This is a genomic window from Kangiella japonica, assembly GCF_039523535.1.
In the GTDB taxonomy this organism is placed as follows: Bacteria; Pseudomonadota; Gammaproteobacteria; order Enterobacterales; family Kangiellaceae; genus Kangiella; species Kangiella japonica.
Map to the genome: position 1 here is coordinate 618,318 of NZ_BAAAFM010000001.1, position 26,748 is coordinate 645,065.

Below are 26,748 nucleotides of genomic sequence, written 5' to 3' on the forward strand. Positions count from 1 at the left end.
TATTAAAGATAGAGCGCATATCGGATAACGCTTTATTATCCGACTTCACAATAGGTAAGCATTTAGTCCTAACGATGCAACTAACAATCCTAAAAGAACCTTCTGATTCATTCTTATTTCTGTCTCTGTCTTACAGCTTCAAACAGTGTAACACCCGTTGCTACCGAAACGTTCAAACTAGAAACTTCACCCGCCATTGGGATCTTAATCAGGAAGTCACAATTTTCGCGAGTTAAGCGACGCATGCCATCGCCTTCAGCGCCCATGACGATAGCTAATCCACCTTTCAGGTTAGCTTGATAGATATCCTGCTCCGCTTCACCGGCAGTACCCGCAATCCAGATATTGCGTTCTTGTAACTGCTTCATGGTGCGAGATAAATTTGTAACTGGAATAAATGGCACTGATTCTGCAGCACCGCAAGCGACTTTGCGTACTACGTCAGTAATACTGGCAGCGTTATCCTTTGGCGCTATGACTATATGAACACCCGCGGCATCGGCACTACGCAAACAAGCGCCAAGATTATGAGGGTCAGTCACACCATCTAAAATTAAGATCAAAGGATCTGTTTCCAAGGCATCAAGAATGTCTGGGATGTGTTTCTCATGAAATTGTTTTTCTTTTAACTTACTACATTCAGCAATCACCCCTTGGTGACGCTGCTTCGTCATATCATCCAGCTCTTCTCGATCTTTTTGGATCACTTGAATATTTTTAGATTGAGCCAGTTTAACTAACTTATGAGCACGCTGATCATGACGATTTCGCTGCACAAATAATCGTTGCACACTATCGCTGTTTCTTTTTAGCAACACTTCAACGGCATGAACGCCATACACTAATTCAGACATATAAACCTTTCAATATTGGTTAATTAACCGCGGTTATTCTTACCACTTTTACCGCGTTTTTTCTTTACGTTTTTTGAGCCTTTACTTGCTGCTCCCTTTGAGCGACCTGGTTTAGCTCCGGTTTTACCTTTAGGCTTCCCATCTTTATTCGAGGCTGACTTTTTAGACCTTTCTTTATTAGAAAGAGAGCCTGAACGTTTAGCCTTAGAATAAAGCTTTCTGCGTTCCGAACCTTTAACTTCTTCACGCTTCACTTTTTCGCGCTCAAGCAATTCAAAGTCAATGTTGCGCTGTTCAAGATCAACTTTCACGACTTTGATTTTTACTCGGTCGCCGACTCTAAAGCTTTGTCCTTTGCGTTCCCCAATTAAGCGCATCTTAGTCGCATCGAAGTGATAATAATCATCACCAAGTTCGCTAATATGGATCAAGCCTTCAACAAAAAGCTCATCCAATGCAACGAAAATACCGAAGCTGGTGACAGTCGCCACTGTACCCCAATACTCTTCGCCAACACGGGTCAACATATATTCGCACTTCAACCAGTCGACGACATCTCTCGTGGCCATATCGGCGCGGCGCTCAGTCATAGAGCAGTGTTCTGCGTATGCGACTAACTCTTGGGTTGTATAGGCTTTACCGCTTTCCGTACCAGTGACCTTATTCTTTTGTAAAAGCTCTTTGATAATACGGTGCACTAACAAGTCAGAATAACGCCTAATCGGCGAAGTAAAGTGAGTATAGGAATCAAACGCTAAACCAAAGTGCCCTTCATTTTGCGGACTGTATACTGCCTGCATCATCGAGCGCAACATCATGGTTTGGATTAACTCGTAGTCAGGACGCTCTTTAATTGCATCGTGCAACTCGCGATAATCTTGTGGCTCAGGTTTGTCACCACCGAACAAGAAGATCCCAAGCTCCCCCAGGAAAGCTCTAAACTTTTCTAAGCGCTCCTCTGATGGTCCTTCGTGGATCCTGTAAATGCCGGCCAAATCACTTTTTTCAATAAATTCAGCCGCCGCAACGTTAGCGCAAATCATACACTCTTCAATAATCTTGTGAGCATCATTTCGCGTACGCCCGACAATGTTCTCAATCTTGCGGTTTTCGTCGAAGATAATTTGTGTTTCGGTAGTTTCAAACTCAATAGCACCACGTTTGTTTTTCAGTGCTAAGCGGGCTTTGAATAAGTCATACAACTCTTCAAGCTCTTTTACGCGTGGGGCGTATTCTTTTCTTAAAGCCTCATCGCCATCCAAAATCGCCCACACTTTTTCATAGGTAAAGCGAGCATGTGAATGCATAACTGCGGGATAAAAATCTGTGTCCGTAACATTACCTAAAGAGTCCAAGTCGAGTTCAGCAACCATGCATAAACGATCGACGTCTGGGTTTAACGAACACAGGCCATTGGATAATATTTCAGGCAACATCGGAACAACATACTCTGGGAAGTACACTGAGTTACCCCGCTCAATCGCTTCTTTATCTAACGCTGAGCCCGGTTGAACATAATGACTCACGTCAGCAATCGCCACCCAAAGCTTCCAGCCACCGCCATTCTGCTTTTCACAATAGACAGCATCATCGAAGTCTCTAGCATCAGCGCCATCAATAGTAACTAGTGGTAATTGTCTTAAATCTACACGACCTTCCCAGTCTTTCTGAGTTACTTCAACAGGAAGTTCAGTCACTTCATTCGTGACTTCCTCTGGCCATTCGTGCGGAATTTGATGATTTCGGATCGCAATCTCAATCTCCATACCGGCGGACAAGTGGTCACCTAAGACCTCTTTAATAATGCCGTGAGCATGACGATTCTTTTTAGGGCGTTGTACAATTTCAGCGACTACTACCTGACCAATTTCAGCGCCAAGCGTGTCATCAGGAGAAATAATCAGATCATGTAAAATACGAGGATCATCAGAAGCTACAAATAACAGTCCGCTTTCTTCGAACAGGCGCCCGACGATGTGATTGGTTGAGCCATCTAATATCTCAACAATGCTGGCTTCGGTGCGACCACGTTTATCAATTTTCTTAACTCGCGCCAAAACTTTATCACCATGAAATACACTATGCATTTCGCGGGGTGAGATATACCAGTCGTCACCACCTTCCTCTAAAGCCAAATATCCGTAGCCATCTCTGTGGGCTAATATTTTACCGCGCACAAGATCTGTCGCGTCGACTAAACAATATTTACCCTTACGGTTGCAGATTAGTTGTCCATCGCGCTCCATTGCGTTTAAACGCTTATCAAGGGCTCTTTTTTGTTCTGGTTCGGTAATTTTGGATTGTTTCGCAATGGTATCAAAAGAGACAGGCTCTCCGGCCTTTTCCAGTACTGACAAAATAAACTGTCGACTGGCGATTGGGTTTTCATAACGTTGTGCTTCTAATTCTGCTTGTGGATCTTTATGGGTTTTCTTTGGCATATATTCTTCCTAATTTTTTGATATTGTATCTATTAACGTCCCCGCTGACCAAGTCTAATTGGAATTAAACTGATTATAAGACAAAAAAGCGACCCTGAGGCCGCCTTTACTTGTAATTTAACGACATTTTAACGTTATTAACCTTTTTTCGATTCCCGAATGTAAAATCTGGCTTTTTCAGCATTCTCTACACAGGCATCATAACTTTCAAAAGTCTGATTGGTTTTTGCCGCGGTTAGTAGGCTTGCCGCTTTAGTGTAATTCACTGTTCCAGCGAAACCTTCGCTTTTGGCAAAATTCAACTCTTTATAGGCGGTATCGACGGCCTGTCGGCATTGTTCCGCACTATACCCTTTTCTTGCTCCAGCACATGCTGTTAATACTAAAGTAGCAATAACAACTGTCATCATAATCATTAAATTTTTCACTTTAGCTCTCCTTTATGTCACTTGATGAACAAGAGTTTACCTGAAAGCCTTTGAAATTTAACAAAGTATCTCTCAACTCTTACATCAAATAGGGTAACGCGATATGATTAATATATCCTTAATATAGGCCGTTGAGATACATTTTGAATCTAACTCTTCCAAAATTTAACAATTCCAGCGTTTTAGTTATTGGCGATATTATGCTCGATCGCTACTGGTATGGTGATACAGGTCGTATTTCACCAGAAGCACCAGTGCCCGTGGTTAATGTGAATAATACTGAAGATCGCGCTGGTGGCGCGGGGAACGTGGCTTTGAACATAGCCATTCTCGGGTGCGATGTCACACTGTGCGGCATCACTGGTGATGATGAAGCAGCACAAAGCCTTGAAGAAATACTGCAACACCAGAAGGTTCGTTGTCACTTCGAAAAACGTACACACCAACAGACTATTACCAAACTCAGAGTGATGAGCCGAAGTCAGCAACTGCTCAGAGCTGACTTTGAAAAAGACTTTTCACTGACTAACGGCTTAGACATCACACACATCAGTAAGCTCATTGAGCAACACGATGTGGTGGTTCTTTCTGATTATGGCAAGGGCACATTGGCCGATCCACAACCTATTATTCAGGCGGCACTTGTTGCAGGTAAACCTGTTATTGTCGATCCAAAGGGTTCGGACTTTACAAAATACCGTCAGGCGACCTTAATCACACCGAATCAGTCCGAGTTCGAAGCGATTGCTGGGAAGCCTGGGTCTGAAGAATCGTTCTTAGAGCTTGCTAAGAAAACTCGTAAGTCACTCAATATCGACAGTTTATTAGTTACACGTTCCGAAAAAGGAATGGCGTTATTTAGCGCTAATCAAGAGCCATACTTACAACCGACACAAGCTCGTGAAGTCTATGACGTCACTGGTGCCGGTGATACTGTAGTAGCAACACTGGCGGGAGCTATGGCAGCTGGTGCGACACTGCAAGAAGCCGTACAAGTGGCTAACTTGGCCGCTGGCGTGGTTGTCGGCAAGCTCGGAACCGCAACCGTGACCACCCAAGAGTTAAGCTATGCCATGTTACAGCAACAACCACTTGAGCAAGGCGTTCTTAGCGAACTGCAATTAATCGAGTTAATAAGACAAGCAAAAGCTTCCGGTGATAAAATTGTAATGACTAATGGTTGTTTCGATATTCTTCACTCTGGTCATGTATCCTATTTAAAGCAAGCAGCGAAACTCGGTGATCGTTTAATTGTCGCCGTTAATAGCGATGAATCGGTTAAGCGACTTAAAGGTCGCAGCCGACCGATTAACCCTAGCGATCAGCGCATGACAGTTCTAGCGGAATTGGCAAGCGTCGATTGGGTCGTTGAATTCACCGAAGACACGCCACAGCGATTGATTGAAGCTCTTGCTCCTGATGTCTTAGTCAAGGGCGGTGATTATAAAGTCGAAGAAATTGCTGGCTCAGAAAGTGTCCTAGCAAATGGCGGAGACGTTATTATTTTAGATTTTATTGACGGCGTTTCCACCACTAAAATTATTGATAAGAGTAAAAACTCCTAATCTAAAAACGCCTCCACTGGTTTGCCAGCAGAGGCGTTACTTTATGTGCTCTATTTTAGCGAGTAAACATCGGGCCAACACCATTCGCCCAGAACAATACGCTGATTGCCATACCGCCAACGACTAGCACTAGGCCTACTGTGATAATTGAATTTGAGAAGAAAAACGCTTTATCTTCGTCAATATCCATCATAATTGGCGTTCCAAGAAATAGAAGTCGAACGGAATACGCAATGGCAAGTAAAGTTAATAGTAAATCCATCCAAAGTAATGGATAAGCACTAAACACACTAACAAGGAATAAGGGAATACACGAATAACTGACTAGCGCAAAACAATCAGCCAAACTTGCTTTAGAGCCATAAGTTTTGGCCATCCAATGAATAAATCGTGAATAGACGTAAGCAGCGACTAAAATAGCGATATAAGCTACTATTGCGATGCCTAGTGCGCTCTCCCAAGTGAGTTTGACTGGTGGCTCATCAGCAATTCTCCAACCACTATAAACAGCACCAATAAAGCCAAAAAATGGCGGTAACAGCGCCATTACTAATAAAAGCCTAAAGTAAACCTGAGGAATCGTGAAATTTCTCTTTTTTATGTTTTGCCATGTTTTCACTGGGTTGTACAACATATTAAATCTATTTTTCATTCTGCTTCCTCTTTATATTTGGTAGCTACAGCACGCCCCCACAGCTTACTTAACCGCCATAACTTCATTCATTAATTCTTTTTCTACTTAAAAACAAATCCTTTCTAGCATCGTTAACAATCGGTTTTATCTTTATCACTAATGTTGCGCAGCTATTAACGTTAAAAAATTGAGTTCGGGAATACTCAGCAAAGCCCAAAGCTCCCCTTTCAGCACATCACTTAGAATATCTTATTCGACAACAGTATATCTCTTAGATTTAATAATTTAAATAGGTTCTGGATTAATGTTTTAGTATATTTTCGTCACCGAATGATGGTGTTATTTAATGCTGCATTCCTTCTAAATACTCTGATATTGGATAAGTATAGAGTGCTCTTTGGACGCTTTTATTTATAGGAGGTTATTGATTCTTATGAGAAATAAAGAAAGCTAAAGGTATATCCAGGATATAGTGTGATGTGATTTATGATTTAGTTATTATCCGGTAACTTTTCGCTAGCAAGCATTTATAAAACTGTGGCCTAGCTTTAAAAAATGACATGCCTACTCCAGAGAGCTAAGCTATATCTTGCAGCTAAAAATTAACGACTTAGCTGTTAATTTATCTCTAATGATGATGGTGTTGGTTTGCTCCACCTTCGCTTGGTGGGGTTAGAGTTGAGTGAATTTGGTATGAGCCCCAGGCGATAAATATGAGACCGATACTAGTTCTTAGCCAAGGCTTTTTAAACCACTGCAACAAGTGCTTGGCAAAGACCCCTGTTATATACAGCGCTGGCAAGGTGCCTAAGCCAAAAGCCAGCATTGTAACGACACCGTTAATAGCACTACCGCTTGCTGCAGAAACCGCAAGGGCACTGTAAACCAAGCCACAGGGCAATAGTCCCCATAACAATCCGATCGAAGCGGCTTGAGAAAAATTACGAATGGGTAAAAACTTCTTTTGCACAGGTACCACATATTTCCACAGCTTACCGCCCTGCTTTTCAAGCACTGTCAGTAGGCTCCATCGCCCCATTAAATACAGCCCCATCATGATAAGTAGAACTGAAGCAGCGATCATTAATACTGGAAAATCTGTCCAGCGACTCATAACGTCGCCTAGAGCACCTGCTATGCCGCCAAGTATGGCGTAGCTGCATACTCGAAATAGCTGATAGACTAGCGATAAAGTTGCTTGTCGCGATGGTTCACAGCCTGAACTCAAAGCAACGGTAAGGCCACCACACATTCCCATACAGTGTGCGCTCCCTAATAAGCCCATGATAAAAGCTGGTAACCAAATAACGGTTAGCTCAGTCATCTTGTATATCCTTTTGCTTTCCTGCTACTTGCTCATCTTGACCAACTTCTGAGTCTTTTTCAGACTGCTCTTCACTAGATTGCTCACCATTAGTTTTTGCTTCACTAGACTCGGTATCAAATAAAATACGGTGCGCTTCTTTGTCCAAATCAGAATATTGATCTGAGTTGACCGCCCAAAAGAAAATCGCAATAGCGACCACTAATAGGAATATGGAAATTGGAATAAGTAAATATAAAGCATCCAAATTTATTCTTTTAACCTCAGAGAGTTAACTACCACCACCACAGAGCTTAGTGACATACCAATAGCCGCAATATAGGGAGGGATAAAGCCCATTGCCGCTAGCGGTATCATTGAAAAATTATACCCCAAGGACCAGCCAAGGTTTTGTTTGATGACCCTGTGAGTCTTTTTAGCTCGTGCTAAAGCGAACTCAATATTCTTTAAATCGTCAGCCATCAAATAGCAGTCCGCCGAGGTTCGAGTAATATCTGCCGAAGCGGCCATAGCAACCGAAGCATTTGCAGCTGCCATAATCGGAGCGTCATTCACACCATCGCCAACTACTAGGACTTTTTTCTGCTGGTCTTGTAGCTGCTGAATATAGGCAAGCTTGTCTTCTGGTTTCACATCGTTAAGCCAATCTTTAAAGGCAATCTTCTCAGCTAGGGTCTGTACTTGGCTAGAAGGATCACCACTTAACAGGTGCAGTTTGTAGCCTTTTGCGGTTAAGTTCCGACAAACTTCGGCGGCCTCCTCGCGCAGGGTGTCGCTCAAAGTGACTCTAGCTATAACCTTAGAGTCTTCTGTTAAATATAACGCATCAGGATCATCGCCACATTGTTCTAACAGCTGTTGGCTGGCTGCATTTTGTGAATTCCCAAAGTAATAGCTTTTGCCTAATCTACTACCTTCAACACCTTTAAAAGGTAAAAAGTTGACGCTATCCATTTCTATATCAGGAGAATGATACTTAGCAAACGCTTTAGCAATAGGATGTTCAGAGCGGTGCTCAAGAGCAGCAATCAAGGCTAACACCGTTTCTTTGTTATGGTCAGAGTAAACATCAATCGAATCCACTGAGAGCTTACCTAGGGTTAAAGTCCCCGTCTTATCAAAAACTATATCAGTGACTTCGTTCGTACTCTGTAGGAAATCTTGGCCTTTGATTAAGATATTATTTTTATTAAAAGAAAGAATTGAGCACGTCATGGCCACAGGCGTGGCTAATGACAAAGCACAAGGGCAACTCACCACTAAGACTGAAAGCGTGATCCAAAGCGCATCATCAGATCCAACGCTTATCCAATAAGCCGCGACCAACGAAGCGATACATAAGATAGCAAGTACAAAATATCGAGCAATCTTATCAGCTAGCAAGCCGATCTTGGGTTTATCCAATAAAGCTGCTTCTTGTAAGCGCAATAACTTATCCCAGTAACTACCTTTATCGCTGGCCGTTGCTTTCATTAAAAACGGTTGGTGATGATTTATGCTTCCGGCTAAGACTTGTTGCCCTTTGCCAAGAGTAGCAGGCATAAATTCGCCATTCAGCATCGAAACATCCAGTTCCGCGGTGTCAGAAACTAAGGTTCCATCTACTGCAACCTGCTTACCTGCTCTAACTAACAGTAAGTCCCCTTCCTGCACCAATGTTGTTGTAATGGCGCGGTAGCTATCCGTGTCTGGCTCGTATTTTTCGGCATAATTAATTTTATTAACATTACCCTTATAAACGCGCTCACTCACTCTTTGGCGGACTCTAAATTCGATATAACGGCCAATCAGCAGGAAAAAGATAAACATGGTCACCGAGTCGAAATAAACTTCACCCGAGTGTGTCAACAGCGCCCACATACTCGCTGAATAAGCTACGATTAAAGCTATGGTAATTGGCACATCCATATTTAACTGACGATTCTTCAATGCTGCGAATGCACTCGAGTAGAAAGGATAACCCGAGTACAGTAACACCGGTGTCGACACTAGAAAACTGACACTGCGCATGAGCCATTGGAAGTCACTGCTCATGCCACTGAAGGCACCAAGATACAGCGCTACTGCAAACATCATCACCTGCATCATGCCTAAGCCAGCTAGGCCTAAACGCTTCAGCCACTGTTTCTGGGTCTGCTTTTGCTTAAGTAATACTTCTTCTTGTTTGTAGGGAGTCGCCGAATAGCCCATCTTATGCGCTTGCTTAAGAATTCGGCTTAGCTTAATGCTTTCTGGATTCCAGCTGAGGCTGATAACTTGAGCCGATACGTTCACTTGAATCGATATCACGCCTTTTAAGCGGCTTAAGGTTCTTTCTAATAACCAGGCACAGGCACTGCATCGGATTTGATCGGCGTAGAGTAAAATATTGTTATTATTATCGGTTTTACTGACGATAAATTCTTGTTGAACATCATTCTGATCAAAGGCTTGTAGTTCATGCTCAAGATCAACGATAGCTTCTGGTTTTTCACCTGATTCGGTTCTAAATTTATAATAGTCTTCGAGGCTGTTTTGAACGATCATGTCAGCAACAGCTAAACAGCCCTCACAACAAAAGGCTCTTTCTTCGCCAGAAACTCGTAATGTCTTGTCGAACCCTTTAGGTATTGGAAGTTCGCAATGAAAACAAGTTTCCGACTTATAACTTTGCTTCATTTAATAACCTAAGGTCACCTCTAAACTACTCGGCAAGGTTACTTTTCTTTCTACTTCCCATTGCTTTTGGTAAGGGTGCAAGTTAATAAACCATTTCCCCGATATGTCATGGTTTAGTTCTGAGTAATATTTTCCTGAGGCATCTTGCTTAAGGGCTAAACTAAAGTCTTTAGTCTTTAAAGTCGCATGCTGGAAATTCAAAAACAAACTGTCTTTGATTTCTGAATCTGCGGTAACTTCAACGGTAACTCGATTATTATCGAATGACAATGTCGCCGACACTCCAAGCTCTTTAGCTTTCTGTTTTTTAGCCAGTGATTCGTTAATGGCTAAACCATCCTTGTAATAATCATCGACCACCATGCTGTCAGTGGTATTGCTAGCAATGATTAAGAGCGAAGTACCAGTAATAACCGAAGTTAGTGGGATAGCTATAACAAACCAGGGCCAAAATTGCTTGTACCATGGTTTTTCTTTTTCAACGTTTGACACTTATCGTCTCCGCTTACGCTGCACTGGGCCAATAAATTTTGCGTCTTGGACGACTTTTATTGACTCATTATCAACGGCTTGTAATGTAAAGTTCACTTCAAAGCTCGAGTCTTTTAGATAGTATGGATCTAAAGCCACTCGAACCGGAACTTCTCTTATCCCCTCGGAAGGTAAGCTAACCTGCTTAGGTCCTTGATACACTAAGTTTTCATTGCCGTTAACATTAATCGTATAAGTATGAGCGACTTGATCCTTATTAAGGATACGTAACTTATAAATATTTACGATATAACCTTCAGAGTTGGTCACATACAGTCGGTTTCTATCTTTGATTATGTCAAGTTCTAGCGGTGTTCTGAACCAAACCGACAAGATAAACAGTGTAGTAATAGCAAGTAAAGCAATACCATAGCCAATGGTTTTAGGTCTGAACAACCTCAACTTACCGCCGGCGTCATGATTATCTGAGGTATATCGAATGAGATTCTTTTCATACCCCATCTTCTCCATGACATCATCACACGCATCGATACAGGCCGCACAGGCAATACATTCGTATTGCAAACCATCGCGAATATCAATCCCGGTAGGACAAACATGGACACACTGCATACAGTCAATACAGTCACCAAGCCCCTCGGCTTGATACTCTTCCTTGCTCATGTCTTTTTTACGACCGCCTCTTTGCTCACCACGTTTTTCATCGTAAGCAATAATTAGCGTGTCTTTGTCGAACATGGCGCTTTGGAAGCGCGCGTAAGGGCACATATAGATACAGACCTGCTCACGTAGCATGCCCGCGTTACCCCAAGTGGCAAAGCTATAGAATAGGATCCAGAACCACTCCCAACCACTAAATGATAGTGTTTGTAGAGAGTCCGTTAGTTCTTTTATAGGAGTGAAGTAACCAACAAAGGTGAAGCCTGTGAATAATGCAAACACTATCCACAGTAAATGCTTGGTAGCTCGGAGTCGAACCTTCCTAAAGCTCCAAGGTTCCTTCTCCAGTTTTACCTGCTTATTGCGATCACCCTCGACTAAGCGCTCCATCCAGATAAAGGCTTCGGTCCAGACCGTTTGAGGACAGGCATAACCACACCATAAACGTCCTGCAACAGCGGTAAAGAAAAATAATGCAAGTGCGGCAATGATCAGCAACATCGCAAGATAAATAAAGTCCTGCGGCCAGTAGGTCAATCCAAATATTTGGAATTTACGGGCAGGCAGATCGAATAATACCGCTTGCTGATCATTCCATGTAACCCAGGGTAATACGTAATAAAGTCCTAACAACAACCAAACCGATAATACTCTAAGAGTATTAAAGGTACCCGATACTTTTTTCGGGAAAATCTTTTTACGCTTTTCGTAGAGATCTTTTTCATCTCCAATAACGTAAAAATTATCGTCAGACATTATATCACCCTAAGTTACAACTACTTACACGTCTTAAGCTTATTGTTCGTCTTTAGACTCTTCATCTTGCGACAAACTGTATACATAAGCTGCTACTAGATGGATTTTATCTTTTCCAAGAATATCTTTATGCTTCGGCATATTAGCGTTCACACCATAGCGGATAGTATCTTTAATCATGGTTATCGAACCGCCATGCAACCAGATATCGTCTTTCAAGTTTGGTGCGCCTAACTCTTGATTACCGCTAAGGTCATTGCTATGACACACTTGGCAGTAGGTCTGGTAAACTTCTTTACCCTCTTCCACCAAGTCTTTGCGGTAGGTTCTTTCAACTTCGTTTTCACTTAAAACATAGTGCAAGACAGCTGATAGCTTCTGCTCGCCAAGAGTTTCACCCCAAGCAGGCATCGCTCCGTTACGACCTTCAGTGATCGAATAGATGATGTCTTCAGGAGTACCGCCATAAATCCAGTCGTTGTCGGTCAAATCTGGGAAACCAATACCGCCACGAGCATCAGCACCGTGACAGCCGAAACATGTATTCGAAAAAATAGACTGCCCCATGGCCAAGGCTTCTGGCTCTTGTTGCAAACTTTCGATACTCATCGCTGAGTACTTCTTAAATAGTGGCAAATACTTTTCGTCAGCTTTTGCCATCTCTTCTTCATACTGGCTGATTTTCGACCATCCCAACACACCTTGGAATTTACCCAAGCCAGGATATAAAATCAGATACACAATCGAGAATACAATCGTGATGTAAAACATCACCAGCCACCAACGTGGCATTGGTTTATCGTATTCTTCGATGCCATCATAAACATGGCCAGTTGTTTCGTTTTCTTCGGCGCTTGCCTTTTTCTTACGCGTAAAATGCAGTAAAAGAGCACAGCCAATAATATTTATCGCAATTATCGCGATAATATAGCCACTCCAAAAATCACTCATCACGCTTCACCTCTTGCTTTTTATCTGAATGATGGCTATCTAATGCCATTTTGGCCGCATCGTCATATTGTTTTTTTCTTTTTCGAGAAAAAATCCATACACAAAGCCCAACAAACAATATCAATAATAAAACTGTTAGGATGCCTCTAAATAGACTCATATCCATCGTTACTCACCCGAATTTTGCGCATCAACTGTTGCGTGCTCGTGTCCTAACGACTGCAAATACTCAATTAGAGCATCAATTTCTAAAGTTCCTTTTACTTGCTCTTCTGCAGACGCAATCTGCTCATCGGTATAAGGAACACCTAGTTTTTGTAGTGTTCTCATTTTCGCTGCGGTTTTCTCACCCGTCAGCTCTCGTTCTGCCAGCCAAGGGAAACCTGGCATGTTTGACTCAGGTACTGGCTCACGAGGGTCTACCAAGTGACGGTAATGCCAATCGTCTGAATAACGACCACCAACACGCGCCAAATCTGGTCCTGTACGCTTTGAGCCCCATAAGAATGGACGCTCATAAACGTCTTCACCAGCTACAGAATAGTGACCATAACGCTCCGTTTCAGCACGGAAAGGTCTTACCATCTGCGTGTGACAAACGTGACAACCTTCGCGAATATAAATGTCGCGACCTTCTAACTGAACCGGCGTGTATGGCTTTAAGGTAGCCATCGGCTCAGTAGTATCTTTCATAAAGAATAGAGGCACGATTTCAGCCAGACCACCGAAGCTAATAGCAACGATGATCAGGATACCCATCAAACCAATATTTTTTTCTACCGTTTCATGCTTCATTACTAACTCCTAATGACCTGGCTGTGGGATTTTAGTGTCAGCCTTACCCGGGTTCTTGATTGTTTTGAAGACGTTATACGCCATAACAAACATACCAGCTAAGAAGAGGAATCCACCGAATAAACGGATTCCATAATACGGATAAGTTGCTTCAAGAGCCTGCACAAAGGTGTAAGTCAAAGTACCGTCAGAGTTAGTTGCTCTCCACATTAACCCCTGAGTTACCCCTGCAATCCACATCGCAGCAATATATAAAACCACACCAATTGTTGATAACCAGAAGTGTACATTGATCAAGCTAATGCTGTGCATTTTCGCTTTACCGAACAATGACGGAATCATGGAGTAAAGAGCACCAATTGAAACCATAGCTACCCAGCCCAGGGCTCCGGCGTGTACGTGACCAATAGTCCAGTCAGTGTTATGCGATAAAGCGTTAACGGTCTTAATCGCCATCATCGGTCCTTCAAAGGTCGACATACCGTAGAAAGATAGAGATACGATTAAGAATTTAATAATTGGGTCGGTACGAAGCTTATGCCAAGCACCTGAAAGCGTCATGATACCGTTAATCATACCACCCCAAGAAGGCGCTAATAAGATGATCGAGAAGACCATACCTGCTGACTGAGCCCAGTCAGGAAGCGAGCTGTAGTGAAGATGGTGAGGACCAGCCCACATATAAATGGCAATCAGAGCCCAAAAGTGAACGATCGATAAACGATAAGAGTAAACTGGGCGCTCAGCCTGCTTCGGTACGAAGTAATACATAATACCCAAGAAGCCAGCTGTTAAGTAGAATCCTACAGCGTTATGTCCATACCACCACTGAACCATTGCATCGATAGCGCCAGCGTAAGCTGAGTAAGACTTAAAGCTTGTCCAATCGATTGGTAAGGCAGCGCTGTTTACAATGTGTAAGATAGCAATGGTGATAATAAAGGCACCATAGAACCAGTTAGCCACATATATATGTGCCACTTTCCTTTTTACGATGGTGCCGAAGAAGACCCATGCATAAGCAATCCAAACAATGGCAATAAGGATATCGATTGGCCATTCAAGCTCAGCATATTCTTTAGTAGAAGTCAGCCCCATTGGTAAGGTTATGATTGCCGCGATAATAACGGCCTGCCATCCCCAAAAAACAAAAGCTGCAAGCTTGTCACTAATCAACCTAGCATAACTGGTTCGTTGAACCACATAGAACGATGTCCCCATCAGGACACAGCCACCAAAGGCAAAAATTACTGCGTTGGTATGTAAGGGTCTTAAACGACCGAAACTCAACCAAGCAGTGTCAAAGTTCAATGCAGGGAACATCAGCTGCGCAGCGATCCAGACGCCTAACGCCATACCAACGATACCCCAAACTACAGACATTACGGCAAATTGCCTAATGACCTTGTAGTTATAATTGTGCTCTTTTAATTCACTCATTGATCTCACCTTAAATAAGAGACTTCACACGCTAAAATTTTAACCATGCATCATATGCAAACAGTGCTAAAGATACTTGATCTGAGTCAAGCTTTCCATAAATTCAGCTAAACTTTTTAAGTTTTTCCATCCCACCTATAAAAGACGCGATAAAAAGGATGTTCAGCCGAATTGAAACTTATCAGACCACCATTTGGCATTAGTTTTTTTAATTAGAAATATGCTTGACAAATTTTTCTGTTTTGGTCTAACAAAGCAGAATAATCAAAGTGCACCAAGCCGTCCTTCTATTTCACTCAAAAACAAGTTTCCAGTAGCCCCTGGAGACACTCTCTCTTTAAGTGAGTCGATGGCTTTTCTACTTTCTAATTCTTGGTAATTATACTTAATATGACGATAGGCGTCTCTAAATACCATGTCATCTTCAATCACAAGCTCTACAGCCTTATCTGTCGCGAACATAGAAGCATCTACTGAAGCCTCGCATTTGCTCACATTTATCACTAAGGATTTCAGTAATGACGGGACTAACTGCAAACACTGAAGCGCAGAAGAAACCCCTCGTAATAAAGCACCTTTGGTGCTTTGTAAATCACGCTGATAGCCACTGGGTAAGGAAAGTAAGGATTCTATTTCGTTGTAAGCACCCACTAACCTAGAGTACTCTGCTCGCATTAGCTCGATAGCATCGGGGTTGTGTTTATTCGGCATAATGGAAGAGCCTGTGCAGAAATCATCACCCACCTTCACAAAGTCATACTCAGCTGTAGAAAATAGGCTCAAATCCCAGGCCATACGACGAATATCGAGTAAGGCGCTTTTAAAGCTGCTCAAAACTTGCAGTTCAATTTTTCCACGGCTATTCTGAGCATAAATCGGGTTAACTTGCTTGCGATTAAATCCAAGCGCTTTAGTCGTATAATCTCGATCCAGCCTTAAGTTCACACCATATCCTGCGGCAGTTCCAAGAGGGTTACTGTTGATTAGCTCACAGGTGCTCTTAGCGGCATAAGCGTTATCACAAAACGATTCCGAAAATGAAGCGAACCACATGCCCCAACTTGAAACAACGGCTCTTTGCAGGTGAGTATAGCCCGGCAATATATCAAGCTCGTGCTTTCTTGCCAGCGCCAGGCAGGTTTCGGCAATCTGCTGGCTAGAATTTGCCAGTTCGTTTAGCGCCTCACGGCAATAAAGCCGCGTCGCCACAGCCACCTGATCGTTTCTGCTACGCCCCGTATGAATTTTTTTGCCGGTTTCACCGAGCTCGTTTGTCAAAAACCATTCTATCGCCGAATGGCAATCTTCGAATCGACTATCGAGCACAAAGTCACCGCTCTGAAACTGCTTAGTTATCTTATCTAGTGCCACAGTGATTTTTGCTAACTCTTCACCGCTAATGACACCGATCCGTTGCAAACCCTGCACATGAGCCAAACTTGCTTGTATGTCATATAGCATTAGTTCTCGGTCGAGAATAACATCCCCTCCCGACATAAACTGTGTGATTTTTTTCTGTAACTCAGTTTGAGCTATCGTTTGCTCTTTGCTCCATAATGGTTGCGTCATAGTAAGCGCCTACTGTGTGGATAAGCCTTCGAGCTGAGGCAACTCAAAGACAAGGTTAATGTTTTGCACAGCTTGCGAAGCTGCACCTTTTAATAAGTTATCAAGCGTACACGTCAATGCTAAATGCGAACCATCTTCCGACAAGGCTAAACCGCCCAGCACCGCACCATATTCGTTGGTAACTTGTGAGATCTGTGGTGGATTGACTTGGAACTGGATAAATTCGCTGTCTTTATAGAATTTCGAGTAGCGAGCCTCTAGGTCAGGGGTGACATCATCAAGACTGACTTGCTTTTTTAGGGGTATATGCGCAGTTAAGCATATACCCCTAAAAAACTGGGCAACATGAGGAGAAAATTTAATATCTAGTCCCAAGTGATGCGTTACTTCTTGCTCATGCAAGTGGTTCGCTAAGCTATAGGGCATGATATTGTCTTGTAGCAACTTCAGGTTATTTTTATCTGAGGGTGCTGTACCTGCACCACTATAGCCCGAAATACCAAAGCAGCTGACACGCCCATCAACCAAATCTTGTACAGGCGCCACACACAGCTGCACCGCTGTGGCATAACATCCTGGATTGCTGATACGTTTTGTTATTTTGTGTGAGTACACTTCAGGAAGCCCGTAATGCCACTGCGGATCAAAACGATGGTCTGCGCTAAGATCGATGATAGTCGTGGATATGGACTCATCATCAATAAGGTCGACGAAACTTTGCGCCAACCCATTCGGTAAGGCTAAGATCACCAAATCGGGGGACAACGCGATGACTTCTTTTGGGCTCAGGTTTTGATAGTAAAGCTCAGACTTTATGTACTGACTGACTCGCTGACCATCCAGCTCACGAGAACTCGCGGCTATTAAGTCCAACTTAGAGTGCCTCGATAAAATGCTGATAAGCTCAGCTCCAACATAACCCCGCGCTCCAATTAAAACCGTTTTAATGCTCATGCCACACACTCCTGAACCACTGTTTTCGGCTTAGTCGATGCATACTCAACACACTGCTCGATTTGTGCATAATCTTTAATGCCAACCCAATACACCTTCCATTCACCGCTTCTAACAAAGCCATCCGCAACATTGGAGTAAAATTTATTAATGGGATTATCGAGAACTGCACGCCAAAATATCTTGGGATTCTTCCTAATGACCTTCTCCCACAAAGCCTTCCCTATTCCTGCACCTTTAGCATCATCACTGACTACAAATTTATCCAAATAATGCGCGCACTTAGAATGTGTTAGAACCACAGCTGCGCGGTAACACTCAGTCACATACACTTTATAAAGCTCGATCTCATCGAAGTAATTATCATCGAGCTGCTTATGAAACGATGACTCAATAAGGCACTTTAATTTAGAGGTATCCACATCTAACCAAGAAGAAGCCTCCAAGACTTTTTCTCCCATATTGACCAAAGTTCCAGAGCCTTTATCGGTAAACAACTCTTTTGCCAGATGTTCTGGTTTGGTTATCGACACCGAAGTCGCCGATGGCATCGACTCTAGAATTTCCTTAATTTTTTCGAGTTTTAGTTTCATGCCCGAATGAACCCAAGGCTGTTTCATTAAATGCTGATAATCATTAACGATACTGATATTCGGCATAATGGCCCCGCTATCATCGAGTACGCCGCCGGTTTCCGTTAAGAAAATTATTTTGTAGTGTTCTATTGCTTTAGCCAAACTGAAGGTGGCCGAATCAGCATTAACATTAACAATCTGACCTTGAGCCGTTTCACCTAGCGGGCTCACCACAGGAACCCTGCCCTTTCTAATGGTTTTTAATAGCTGCTCGCTATCGACAGCAGTAATAGTGCCGACCAAACCTAACGTATTTTCATGCTGTAATTCACACTCGAAAATTCCCGAATAAAAAGGTGTAGCATCAACACCTGCTTCTTTTAGTTGCGAGGTTAAATTATGATTCTCGCCAATAAAAACGTCTCTCGCCGCTTTTAATACTTCGGGGCTTGTCACTCGTTGGCCGTCTATAAAAACGGGCTTTATCGATTTGTGCTGTAAGCGCTGAGTTAGCTGTGGTCCGGCGCCATGAACAATAATAGGTGTTAGCCCAACTTGTTTGAGGAAAGTTAGCGATGCTACAAGCTTTGGCATTTCTTCTTGCACAATTTTCCCGCCAACTTTTATCACCGCAAACTTTAAACCCTGCTCCGAAGAAAACCGTTTTAAATACTTCCTGATCTGAGTTTCGCTATCGATTACTGTAAGTAACTTATAGACGGTGTCTTTGACTGAGTTAGCCATGATTTAAAATCCTCCAATAGGTAGCCAAAACCGCTTCCAGCTGATCAATGGCAACCCACTCATTAGGCGTATGAGCTTGCTGTATTGAGCCGGGGCCAAAAACTAGTGCTGAGAAACCGGCTTCCGAGAAAAGTGCAGCCTCTGTCCAAAAGTTCACAGCACCTCCCAATGGCAACTCTAACTCCATAGCCAACTGTTTATTCTTCTCATAACCATTTTTTGTAGGTAATGCAGGCGCTTTAAAACCAACCGCCACTTGCTCCAGACTAAGTCCAGAATGATCAAGCAGGTCGTCTAAAGTCCCCTCAACATCACAGCCAGGCAAAGGTCTAAGGCCAAACTTAACCTCTGTGTTTGGAGCAATAATATTAGGCTTAATACCGCCCTCAAGCTTACCAATGTTGAAACAAGTGCCGTTTAGATCCTCGAAGCTTTCGCTTAGTTGAGACTTAGCCCAATCAATCGCTTTATACATCCACTGGGCAGCTTGGTGGTTACTGTTTTCTGATAAGGCGCGGGGCTCAGAGCTATGGCCGCTTTCTGCAGAAAAAATTGCAGTAGCGGTTATTATTCCACGGTGCGCTAAAACAGCTTTTGCTTGAGTGGGCTCGGCTACGATGATTCCTTTATAAGCGTGCTCTTTTTCTAAAAAAGAGCGTATACATAAACTGTTACCGTGCTCTTCGTCCGACGAAAAAAGAACTGCATAATCTTCGACACCATTTTCGATACACGCCAACATACAGGCGGCCGCGCCTTTAATATCGCAAGCCCCTAAGCCGTATAACTTATTATCGTTTTCTATTAGCGTAAAAGGATCTGAGTTCCAACCATCGGTTACTGGAACCGTATCAATGTGGTAGTTGAATAAATATTGAGGTTGGCCTTTGGTTGCCAATACATTAATGGAGCCATCGCCATAATTCATTACCTCAACAGTTGCACTCGGTAGCTGACTCTGTAGGTACTCGATAATCCCTGAGGCCTTAATGTTCCTTGGAGGATTGCTGGTATCAAAACTGACCAAAGCGGTTAAATGTTTTTTAACCTGCTGCACTGTTGGCGCCGATAATCCCTGGGTTTTATTGAAAGCAACAGTCATGAAGCACCTCCTTTGGCCTGGTGAACGCTCGACCAAGTGGCAGTGCTCTGCCCAAATAGTTTTATAAAGCCTGTCGCTTCTTCTATACCCCAGTCCGCTTTCTGTGCGTACTCAACATCTTTATTGATAATCAGGTTAGAACTAATAACGGACACGGCCTCTATGTGACCAGGTGAAAGCTTGAGCTCAACCAAGCCACTGACATTCTGCTGTGTGTTTTGAAGGAACTCTTGAATATTGCTAGTGAGCGGGTCGAAATAAAAGCCTTGATACACAAGGTCAACCCACTTTTTGCTTAAGATAGGCTTGAAATGATTTTGCTGCTGCGTCAGCACAACTTCTTCTAAGGCTTTGTGTGCAACAAATAATCCTTTTAAAGCCGGCGCCTCGAAAACAATCCGTCCTTTTAAACCAATTATGGTATCGCCAGTATAAATGCCTCGACCAATTCCGTAGTCGCCTAGCAGGCTATTCAACTGCTGCATGGCACTTACGCCTTCAACCGATTCACCGTTAAGTTTCACTAGCTCGCCTTGGGCAAACTCTAGACTTATTGTTTCAGAAGCTTTACTGACCTGATGCGGCTGTTTCGTAATAATGTAAGTGTTATCTTCTGGCGCTTGCCACTTATCAATCGCACCACCAGAAACAGTAACGCCTAATAGATTTTCATTGACGCTATACTGTTTATGAACCGCTGAAACTTGATGTCCTTTTTCATTGAGGTAATCAATCTCATATTGTCTGACGTCTGTGACATTCTTTTGAATGTCACGAATTGGTGAGAGTATCTGTAAATCACTTAACGCCTTTATCGACAGATCAAAACGAACTTGATCATTGCCCATGCCAGTACAACCATGGGCAACGTATTGGGTTTTAAGTTTCTTGCACAGCTGAACGGCTTCTTTCGCAATTAAATACCGATCGGCGCATAACACTGGGTATTGATCTTGATATAAGCTCCCACCCCAAACCAAAGGCTTGATGATGGAGTCCCACAACTCTTTTTGCCCATCGACAGTCCAATGTTTTGTCGCGCCTAATGTCATCGCGGTTTGTTCTATGTCGTTGATACTTTTAGTGCTGACGCCACCGGTATTTACAAATAGAGTATGCACTTCAAATCCTTGATCCAACAAATAAGGCACGCAAAAACTCGTATCCAAGCCACCTGAAAATGCTAAAACTACTTTTTCTTTACTCACAACTTTCACCTTAAGAATGATTAATTAATGTATTCATCATGGATTTCTGCACATGCAGACGATTTTCGGCTTCTTGAATCGCAATGCAGTTTTTCGAATCGACCACGCCGTCTGTCGCTTTGATATTTCGTCTCAGCGGTAAGCAGTGGCTAAACAATGCATTATTGGTTTTTGCCATCTTGGTTTCGTCAACCATGAAGTGTTTGTATTGATCTCTGATAGGCTTTTCCTTCTGCCACTGCCCAAAATATGGCAGGGCTCCCCAACTTTTGGCATAAACAACATCAGCCCCTTCATAAGCACTGTCGATATCATGGGAAATCGTCAGTTTGTTTCCGTGTTGTGCGCTGTAGCTCTGCCCTAGCTGCATGTAATGCTCATCCAATAAATAGTCTTCATTCGGGCAAAGCACAGTCACGTCCATGCCAAACTTAGTGGCAATCATTAAAGACGAGTTTGCCACCGCGTTATTCAAGGGCTTTGGATGATAGGTCCAAGTGAGTAGATATTTCTTACCCTTTAGGTCACCAAGATTTTCTTGTAGCGCCATGATATGCGCCAACTCTTGACAAGGGTGGGTAATGGTTTCCATGTTAACCACTGGCACAGTCGAGAACTGGGCGAGACTTTTAATCAACAAATCCTGACGATCGTCTTGCCAGTTTTTAAATTTCGGGAACGCTCTTACCGCAATCAGATCACAGTACGCAGAAAGTACCTGAGCGACTTCTTTGATATGCTCCTCGGCTTCACCATCCATCACAGAGCCAAGCTCAAACTCAATTGGCCAAGCGTCTTTACCCGGCTGTAACACCACCGCCTGACCACCAAGTTGATGTACCCCAAGCTCAAAGCTAGTGCGGGTTCGTAGCGAAGGGTTAAAAAATAATAATGCTACTGATTTATTCTTAAGCAGTGGCTGAAATTTGTTTTGCTTCAGTTCCACAGCAAAGTCGATCATTTCTTGTAAAGCACTTTGCGACCAATGCTCGGTACTTAAAAAATGTTTCATGGCAATTCCTGTTAGTCATGCCATCGGAGGGGAAATTTTAGACGTGCATAAAAAAACCCAGCCGATGGCTGGGTTTTAAATTCTGTTGTGTGACGATTATTTGGACAACACGATGCTCTTCCCAGCCGATTGAATGCGGCTGCGACGTCGCTGCTGTACTGTAGCAACTTGTGCTGAATGTAAGTTTGTTACTAATATCATTTCTGTGTAAGCCTAAGTATTTACTTAATCGTCATAAGTGGTCTTAAGGGACCTTTTCGCTAGAAAGCTCTGCAAATCTACACCTAAAAATTATCGCTGTAAATATAATTCTGACAGTCTTTTGAATTCTTTTTTGAGGTTTCAGTAAGGCTCAAAACTCTAGTTTTCGCTAAGTAACTGATCTTGCTTGCTATAACCGTATGACCGTGCCCACTTTTACATCTTGTTACGATTTCAATCACCACCAGGCTCCTTCTAACTTTGTTATCTCTGATGAACTTGGTAGTCTTACCTTTTATTGCACGATTATGTATGTTTTGGGGAGACACCATGAAACAGCTTGCTTACTCTGCGCTACTTGCAGTGAGTCTAACTTTTAGCCAAATCACTTTGGCTGATGAGAAAAAAGAAACAACACCAAATCCTTATCCTGAAGAAAAAACAGTGGTCACTGAACACACCTCTAAAATTGGTGGAAAAACCATTAAGTACACCGCGACTACCGGTAACTCCTTTGTTTATAATGATAAAAATGAAGTTATCGGTTCGATTTTCTTCACTGCTTACACCAAAAAGGGCGCCGATCCGAAAAAACGCCCCGTAACTTTTACCTACAACGGTGGCCCCGGCTCTTCCTCAGTCTGGTTGCACATGGGCGCTTTAGGTCCAAAGCGTGTGGTTATGGATAAAGAAGGCTTTGCCTTAAAGCCACCTTTTGAATACATCGACAACGAATACTCCATTTTAGATCTCACCGATATTGTCTTTATTGACCCAGTGGGTACTGGTTACAGCCGCTCGCACGACAAAGGTACTGACAAGGACTTCCACGGCGTTTGGGAAGATATCAGCACCATTTCTGAGTTTATTCGTCTTTATATGACGCGAAATGATCGTTGGAGCTCTCCAAAGTTTCTAGCGGGTGAAAGTTATGGTACGACTCGTTCGGCGGGTATCGCTTACCACATGGGCCGGAAGCACGGTGTTTACTTTAACGGTGTGATGCTTATTTCAAGCGTGCTCGACTTCCGCCTTGATGATTTTAGTGATCGCAACGGCATTCTAGCCCCAGTCACTATGTTGCCAAGCTATACCGCCGCCGCTTGGTATCACAACAAGCTTAAAGCGCCTTTAAGCAATGACTTAGAAAACTCCATCGAGCAGGCTAAAGAGTTCGCCATGAACGACTATGCTTTGGCCTTACTACAAGGTGATAACCTAGAACCTCGTCGTAAACTAGCCATCGCTGAGCGGGTGGCAGACTTTACAGGCCTTTCAGTCGACTTAGTGCTAGAGAAAAACCTGCGTATTAGCTTGAATGATTTTTTACATAACGTGAAACGTAAAGAAGGTGAAACAATTGGTCGCTTAGACAGCCGCTTCACCACGCCAGAATTAGACGCCATGAATAAGCCTGGCTACCGCGATCCAAGCTATATGGCGATTCATGGTACCTACACCGAAACTTTGATGACCTATCTATCTAAAGAGCTGAACTACAAGTCTGACTTGCCTTACTATATTTTAGGCGGCAATGTTAAAAGCTGGAATTACGACGAGTTTAACCATCAAAGCAACGATATCAGCGACAAGCTCACAAGCGCTATGTTACGCAACCCTGATATGCAAGTTTACGTTGGTAACGGCTATTACGACTTCGCCACACCATTCTTTGCCACAGAATACACCTTCTCACACATGGGCCTACCGAAAGAACTTAAAGACAATGTCCATATGTCTTACTACGAGTCAGGCCACATGATGTATGTCCGTGAGCAAGACTTGATAAAGTTGAAGAAAGACTTAGCGCAGTTTTTTGAGAAGTCGCTCTAGTCTTGGGCTCTTTATCTCCCCCTTGGAGTCAGCCGAAGCCATTATAAAATCATAGAGCAAATTAGGCAGGGATGCCTAATTTAGTCAAAACGAAATAGGATGTTTCGTTTGACGGCTCGTCTTGATTTTTATTGGCAAGGGTAATCCGCAGGATCTGACGACGGGGTAGCCTTCTTTTGGTTACTTTTCTTGGCTACGCAAGAAAAGTAACAACTAAATACTACTACTTTCCAATACTCGACCAAGCCTTTACAATAAAGTCAATTTAAAAAATACAGAGACCATTCCAATGGCAAAAGCTAGTGATATCAAAAGAAACATGGCCGTTGAGCATAACGGTAAATTATTAGTGGTGAAGAATATCGAAGTCAGCAGTCCAAGCGCTCGTGGCGCAGCGACTTTGTATAAAATGCGTTTTACTGATGTGCAGGCGGGCTCTAAAGTGGAGCACACTTTTAAAGGTGACGATCAGCTTACTTTGGTTGACCTAAGCAAGCATCCTGCGACCTATTCTTATGAGGAAGGCGATACAGTTATCTTCATGGATAGCGAAGATTACAGCCAATACACCTTTAACCGCGAAGACATTGAAGAAGAGTTACTGTTTATAACTGAGGATATTCAAGACTTAAAAGTCGTTACTGCTGACGATAAAGTGGTTGGCTTGGAGCTTCCTCAGTCGGTCGAAATGGTCATTAAACAAACCGATCCTTCGATTAAAGGTGCTTCGGCGACCGCTCGAACCAAACCCGCAGAATTCGATACAGGTTTAATTATTCAAGTTCCCGAATATATTTCGACTGGAGAAAAGGTAAAAATAAATGTCGATGAAAAGAAGTTTATGAGTCGAGCGGATTAGTAAACAATAGGGCTAGATTTACTAGCCCTTTTTTGTATTTAGATTAAGTCTTAACCTTTTCCAAGTCTACACCCATGGCTTTTGCCACGCCTTCACCGTAAGCCGGATCAGCTTTGTAGCAGTTTTGCGCATGGCGAACTTTAATGTGCTCTTCCGCGCCGTCGATTGCACGAGTTGTATTCTCAAACAAGACTTGCTGTTGCTCTTTCGACATTAAGCGGAACAAGTCGCCTGGCTGGCTGTAGTAATCGTCGTCATCTTCACGGAAATCCCAGTTTTTAGCATCGCCGTTAATTTTTAATGGTGGCTCGGCAAAGTCTGGTTGCTCTTCCCATAAACCATAGCTGTTCGGGTTATAAGCTTTGGTTGCGCCATAGTTGCCGTCCGTGCGCATAGCGCCATCACGATGATAACTGTTTACTGGACACTTCGGCTGATTCACTGGAATATGTGCATTATTCACGCCTAGACGATAACGCTGTGCGTCACCATAAGAGAATAATCGACCTTGCAGCATTTTATCAGGTGAGAAGCCGATACCAGGTACAACATGCGCAGGGTTAAAGGCAGCTTGCTCCACTTCTGCAAAATAGTTTTCTGGGTTACGATTTAGCTCTAGTACACCCACATCGATAAGTGGGTAATCACCATGTGGCCACACTTTACTTAGGTCAAACGGATGAATGTGATACTTTTCGGCATCTTCTTCGGGCATGATCTGAACCCGCATTTTCCACTGTGGGAAATCGCCATTATCAATACTCTCGAGTAAATCTTTTTGGTGCGATTCACGATCCTTTCCGATCAGCTCTTCAGCTTCTTGATCCGTTAGGTTTTCAATCCCTTGTTGAGTCTCAAAGTGGAACTTAACCCAATAACGTTTGTTGTCTGGGCTTATGAAACTAAAGGTGTGGCTACCGAAGCCGTGCATATGGCGATAGCTTTTCGGGATACCTCGGTCACTCATGACGATAGTCACTTGATGCAGTGCTTCGGGAAGCAAGGTCCAGAAGTCCCAGTTAGTATTGGCCGAGCGCATGTTAGTGCGCGGATCACGTTTAACCGCGTGGTTTAGATCTGGGAATTTTAGTGGGTCGCGTAAAAAGAAGACCGGAGTGTTATTGCCCACCAGGTCCCAGTTGCCTTGTTCGGTATAAAACTTAATGGCGAAACCTCGAATATCACGCTCAGCATCCGCCGCACCGCGCTCACCGGCAACCGTCGAAAAACGTACGAAAACATCTGTTTTCTTGCCGACTGCTGAGAAAATTTTGGCTTTTGTGTATTTGGTAATGTCATGAGTAACGGTAAAAGTTCCATAAGCACCAGAGCCTTTGGCATGCATCCTACGCTCTGGAATTACCTCGCGGTCGAAGTGTGCCATTTTCTCTAAAAACCATGCGTCTTGTAATAATAGTGGTCCTCTTGGCCCGGCGGTCATCGAATTCTGATTATCTACAACCGGCGCTCCATTGCTTTGCGTCATAAAAGGGCAGCCAGTTTTTTTATCATCTTTGCTCATTAGTCGGTACTCTTCTGTTATAAGCCATATTTTCTATGGACAACGCCATGGACATTCCCATGGCTGTCTTACTCTATTACCTACTCTAACAACAAACTAACGATAGTTATATTATTTAATTATCATGATAACGATATAAATAATTAATCATTGAAGCGATATCCTTTATTC

At 43.1% G+C, this 26,748-nt stretch carries 23 protein-coding genes; 3 read left to right on the top strand and 20 right to left on the bottom strand.

What is annotated here, in order from left to right:
* Positions 1 to 113 precede the first annotated feature (113 nt).
* The 3 genes from rlmB to ABD128_RS02895 form a co-directional block, all read right to left on the bottom strand.
* The gene (gene rlmB, locus ABD128_RS02885) at positions 114 to 854 is read right to left on the bottom strand and encodes a 23S rRNA (guanosine(2251)-2'-O)-methyltransferase RlmB (RefSeq protein ID WP_343986244.1); all 741 of its coding nucleotides are present in this window, start codon (positions 852 to 854) and stop codon (positions 114 to 116) included.
* Positions 855 to 877: 23 nt separating this feature from the next.
* Positions 878 to 3,295 (bottom strand): ribonuclease R, encoded by a 2,418-nt coding sequence (rnr, locus tag ABD128_RS02890; RefSeq protein WP_343986246.1) that lies wholly within the window; start codon positions 3,293 to 3,295, stop codon positions 878 to 880.
* A 137-nt stretch (positions 3,296 to 3,432) separates the two neighbouring features.
* Positions 3,433 to 3,705, bottom strand: coding sequence for a hypothetical protein (locus ABD128_RS02895; RefSeq protein WP_343986566.1), 273 nt, complete (start codon positions 3,703 to 3,705; stop codon positions 3,433 to 3,435).
* A gap of 161 nt (positions 3,706 to 3,866) precedes the next feature.
* Here ABD128_RS02895 and hldE point away from each other — a divergent pair, with 161 nt between their 5' ends.
* Positions 3,867 to 5,288 (top strand): bifunctional D-glycero-beta-D-manno-heptose-7-phosphate kinase/D-glycero-beta-D-manno-heptose 1-phosphate adenylyltransferase HldE, encoded by a 1,422-nt coding sequence (gene hldE / locus ABD128_RS02900; protein ID WP_343986249.1) that lies wholly within the window; start codon positions 3,867 to 3,869, stop codon positions 5,286 to 5,288.
* Positions 5,289 to 5,343: 55 nt separating this feature from the next.
* Here the strand turns inward: hldE and ABD128_RS02905 are convergent, their stop codons facing one another.
* From ABD128_RS02905 to ABD128_RS02980, 16 genes are all read right to left on the bottom strand, one after another.
* Positions 5,344 to 5,940 (bottom strand): Yip1 family protein, encoded by a 597-nt coding sequence (locus ABD128_RS02905; protein WP_343986252.1) that lies wholly within the window; start codon positions 5,938 to 5,940, stop codon positions 5,344 to 5,346.
* A 610-nt stretch (positions 5,941 to 6,550) separates the two neighbouring features.
* Positions 6,551 to 7,246: a sulfite exporter TauE/SafE family protein gene (locus tag ABD128_RS02910; protein ID WP_343986255.1), complete on the bottom strand. Its 696-nt coding sequence runs from the start codon at positions 7,244 to 7,246 to the stop codon at positions 6,551 to 6,553.
* The gene (gene ccoS, locus ABD128_RS02915; RefSeq protein ID WP_343986258.1) at positions 7,239 to 7,493 is read right to left on the bottom strand and encodes a cbb3-type cytochrome oxidase assembly protein CcoS; all 255 of its coding nucleotides are present in this window, start codon (positions 7,491 to 7,493) and stop codon (positions 7,239 to 7,241) included. The genes ABD128_RS02910 and ccoS overlap by 8 nt, the downstream gene beginning before the upstream one ends.
* Positions 7,494 to 7,495: 2 nt before the next feature.
* Positions 7,496 to 9,904 (bottom strand): heavy metal translocating P-type ATPase, encoded by a 2,409-nt coding sequence (locus ABD128_RS02920; protein ID WP_343986261.1) that lies wholly within the window; start codon positions 9,902 to 9,904, stop codon positions 7,496 to 7,498.
* A complete protein-coding gene (locus ABD128_RS02925) occupies positions 9,905 to 10,396 on the bottom strand; it encodes a FixH family protein (protein ID WP_343986264.1) in 492 nt (163 codons plus the stop codon).
* On the bottom strand, positions 10,397 to 11,812 hold the full coding sequence (gene ccoG, locus ABD128_RS02930; RefSeq protein ID WP_343986266.1) for a cytochrome c oxidase accessory protein CcoG: 1,416 nt from the start codon (positions 11,810 to 11,812) through the stop codon (positions 10,397 to 10,399).
* 39 nt (positions 11,813 to 11,851) lie between these two features.
* Positions 11,852 to 12,763, bottom strand: coding sequence for a cytochrome-c oxidase, cbb3-type subunit III (ccoP, locus tag ABD128_RS02935; protein ID WP_343986268.1), 912 nt, complete (start codon positions 12,761 to 12,763; stop codon positions 11,852 to 11,854).
* The gene (locus ABD128_RS02940; RefSeq protein WP_343986271.1) at positions 12,756 to 12,923 is read right to left on the bottom strand and encodes a cbb3-type cytochrome oxidase subunit 3; all 168 of its coding nucleotides are present in this window, start codon (positions 12,921 to 12,923) and stop codon (positions 12,756 to 12,758) included. Before ABD128_RS02940 ends, ccoP begins: the two co-directional genes overlap by 8 nt.
* A gap of 8 nt (positions 12,924 to 12,931) precedes the next feature.
* On the bottom strand, positions 12,932 to 13,558 hold the full coding sequence (ccoO, locus tag ABD128_RS02945; protein ID WP_343986274.1) for a cytochrome-c oxidase, cbb3-type subunit II: 627 nt from the start codon (positions 13,556 to 13,558) through the stop codon (positions 12,932 to 12,934).
* A gap of 9 nt (positions 13,559 to 13,567) precedes the next feature.
* Positions 13,568 to 14,998: a cytochrome-c oxidase, cbb3-type subunit I gene (gene ccoN, locus ABD128_RS02950; protein ID WP_343986276.1), complete on the bottom strand. Its 1,431-nt coding sequence runs from the start codon at positions 14,996 to 14,998 to the stop codon at positions 13,568 to 13,570.
* 264 nt (positions 14,999 to 15,262) lie between these two features.
* Complete coding sequence (argH, locus tag ABD128_RS02955) at positions 15,263 to 16,567, bottom strand: argininosuccinate lyase (RefSeq protein WP_343986279.1); 1,305 nt, start codon at positions 16,565 to 16,567, stop codon at positions 15,263 to 15,265.
* Positions 16,568 to 16,576: 9 nt separating this feature from the next.
* Complete coding sequence (argC, locus tag ABD128_RS02960; protein ID WP_343986282.1) at positions 16,577 to 17,521, bottom strand: N-acetyl-gamma-glutamyl-phosphate reductase; 945 nt, start codon at positions 17,519 to 17,521, stop codon at positions 16,577 to 16,579.
* On the bottom strand, positions 17,518 to 18,840 hold the full coding sequence (locus ABD128_RS02965; protein WP_343986285.1) for an acetylglutamate kinase: 1,323 nt from the start codon (positions 18,838 to 18,840) through the stop codon (positions 17,518 to 17,520). Before ABD128_RS02965 ends, argC begins: the two co-directional genes overlap by 4 nt.
* Positions 18,833 to 19,942 (bottom strand): acetylornithine deacetylase, encoded by a 1,110-nt coding sequence (locus tag ABD128_RS02970; protein ID WP_343986287.1) that lies wholly within the window; start codon positions 19,940 to 19,942, stop codon positions 18,833 to 18,835. Before ABD128_RS02970 ends, ABD128_RS02965 begins: the two co-directional genes overlap by 8 nt.
* Entirely contained in the window at positions 19,939 to 21,150 is a 1,212-nt protein-coding gene (locus ABD128_RS02975; RefSeq protein WP_343986290.1) for an argininosuccinate synthase, read from the bottom strand. The genes ABD128_RS02970 and ABD128_RS02975 overlap by 4 nt, the downstream gene beginning before the upstream one ends.
* A gap of 10 nt (positions 21,151 to 21,160) precedes the next feature.
* The gene (locus tag ABD128_RS02980) at positions 21,161 to 22,168 is read right to left on the bottom strand and encodes an N-acetylornithine carbamoyltransferase (RefSeq protein WP_343986569.1); all 1,008 of its coding nucleotides are present in this window, start codon (positions 22,166 to 22,168) and stop codon (positions 21,161 to 21,163) included.
* Between the two features lie 525 nt (positions 22,169 to 22,693).
* Here ABD128_RS02980 and ABD128_RS02985 point away from each other — a divergent pair.
* The gene (locus tag ABD128_RS02985) at positions 22,694 to 24,196 is read left to right on the top strand and encodes a S10 family peptidase (protein ID WP_343986293.1); all 1,503 of its coding nucleotides are present in this window, start codon (positions 22,694 to 22,696) and stop codon (positions 24,194 to 24,196) included.
* Between the two features lie 289 nt (positions 24,197 to 24,485).
* Entirely contained in the window at positions 24,486 to 25,055 is a 570-nt protein-coding gene (efpL, locus tag ABD128_RS02990) for an elongation factor P-like protein EfpL (RefSeq protein ID WP_343986295.1), read from the top strand.
* Positions 25,056 to 25,098: 43 nt separating this feature from the next.
* On the opposite strand, the gene ABD128_RS02995 is transcribed toward efpL, so the two are convergent.
* Positions 25,099 to 26,541 (bottom strand): catalase, encoded by a 1,443-nt coding sequence (locus ABD128_RS02995; RefSeq protein ID WP_343986572.1) that lies wholly within the window; start codon positions 26,539 to 26,541, stop codon positions 25,099 to 25,101.
* Positions 26,542 to 26,748: the final 207 nt, after the last annotated feature.

What these genes read in the sequence shown, in the direction of transcription:
- efpL (WP_343986295.1), top strand. Translation starts at nt 24,486, where the DNA reads ATGGCAAAAGCTAGTGATATCAAAAGAAACATGGCCGTTGAGCATAAC.
- ABD128_RS02920 (WP_343986261.1), bottom strand. Translation starts at nt 9,904, where the DNA reads ATGAAGCAAAGTTATAAGTCGGAAACTTGTTTTCATTGCGAACTTCCA.
- ABD128_RS02965 (WP_343986285.1), bottom strand. Translation starts at nt 18,840, where the DNA reads ATGGCTAACTCAGTCAAAGACACCGTCTATAAGTTACTTACAGTAATC.
- ABD128_RS02940 (WP_343986271.1), bottom strand. Translation starts at nt 12,923, where the DNA reads ATGAGTCTATTTAGAGGCATCCTAACAGTTTTATTATTGATATTGTTT.
- ccoG (WP_343986266.1), bottom strand. Translation starts at nt 11,812, where the DNA reads ATGTCTGACGATAATTTTTACGTTATTGGAGATGAAAAAGATCTCTAC.
- argH (WP_343986279.1), bottom strand. Translation starts at nt 16,567, where the DNA reads ATGACGCAACCATTATGGAGCAAAGAGCAAACGATAGCTCAAACTGAG.
- ccoN (WP_343986276.1), bottom strand. Translation starts at nt 14,998, where the DNA reads ATGAGTGAATTAAAAGAGCACAATTATAACTACAAGGTCATTAGGCAA.
- ABD128_RS02985 (WP_343986293.1), top strand. Translation starts at nt 22,694, where the DNA reads ATGAAACAGCTTGCTTACTCTGCGCTACTTGCAGTGAGTCTAACTTTT.
- ABD128_RS02970 (WP_343986287.1), bottom strand. Translation starts at nt 19,942, where the DNA reads ATGACTGTTGCTTTCAATAAAACCCAGGGATTATCGGCGCCAACAGTG.
- rlmB (WP_343986244.1), bottom strand. Translation starts at nt 854, where the DNA reads ATGTCTGAATTAGTGTATGGCGTTCATGCCGTTGAAGTGTTGCTAAAA.
- ABD128_RS02905 (WP_343986252.1), bottom strand. Translation starts at nt 5,940, where the DNA reads ATGAAAAATAGATTTAATATGTTGTACAACCCAGTGAAAACATGGCAA.
- argC (WP_343986282.1), bottom strand. Translation starts at nt 17,521, where the DNA reads ATGAGCATTAAAACGGTTTTAATTGGAGCGCGGGGTTATGTTGGAGCT.
- ABD128_RS02895 (WP_343986566.1), bottom strand. Translation starts at nt 3,705, where the DNA reads ATGATGACAGTTGTTATTGCTACTTTAGTATTAACAGCATGTGCTGGA.
- rnr (WP_343986246.1), bottom strand. Translation starts at nt 3,295, where the DNA reads ATGCCAAAGAAAACCCATAAAGATCCACAAGCAGAATTAGAAGCACAA.
- ccoP (WP_343986268.1), bottom strand. Translation starts at nt 12,763, where the DNA reads ATGAGTGATTTTTGGAGTGGCTATATTATCGCGATAATTGCGATAAAT.
- ABD128_RS02995 (WP_343986572.1), bottom strand. Translation starts at nt 26,541, where the DNA reads ATGACGCAAAGCAATGGAGCGCCGGTTGTAGATAATCAGAATTCGATG.
- ABD128_RS02910 (WP_343986255.1), bottom strand. Translation starts at nt 7,246, where the DNA reads ATGACTGAGCTAACCGTTATTTGGTTACCAGCTTTTATCATGGGCTTA.
- ccoO (WP_343986274.1), bottom strand. Translation starts at nt 13,558, where the DNA reads ATGAAGCATGAAACGGTAGAAAAAAATATTGGTTTGATGGGTATCCTG.